Annotated in this window: 1 protein-coding gene; it reads left to right on the plus strand. The window is 62.9% G+C overall.

Annotation, left to right across the window (positions count from 1 at the left end):
* Window positions 1-6: 6 nt before the first annotated feature.
* Window positions 7-275: signal peptidase I (gene lepB / locus SB772_RS40675; RefSeq protein ID WP_410838608.1), on the plus strand; the 269-nt coding region annotated here is incomplete at its 3' end.

Below are 275 nucleotides of genomic sequence, written 5' to 3' on the forward strand. Positions count from 1 at the left end.
GCCCCGTTGAGCAGCGGAAAGGGACCCCTTGCGGACGCAGTTTCCGGCGCGGGTCAATGGTTCGGCTTCACTGGCAGCGATACCACATACGTTAAGCGGGTCATCGGGCTTCCCGGGGACCATGTGCAATGTTGCGACGCCGGGGGCCACCTCACAGTGAACGGTCAGGCACTTGAGGAACCCTATTTGTACCCCGGGGATGTGCCGAGCCTGCAAAAGTTCGACGTCGTTGTGCCCGAGTCACGGCTGTGGCTGATGGGTGACCACCGGTCCCG

The sequence above is a fragment of the Paraburkholderia sp. SIMBA_030 genome (assembly GCF_046535245.1).
Taxonomy (GTDB): domain Bacteria; phylum Pseudomonadota; class Gammaproteobacteria; order Burkholderiales; family Burkholderiaceae; genus Paraburkholderia.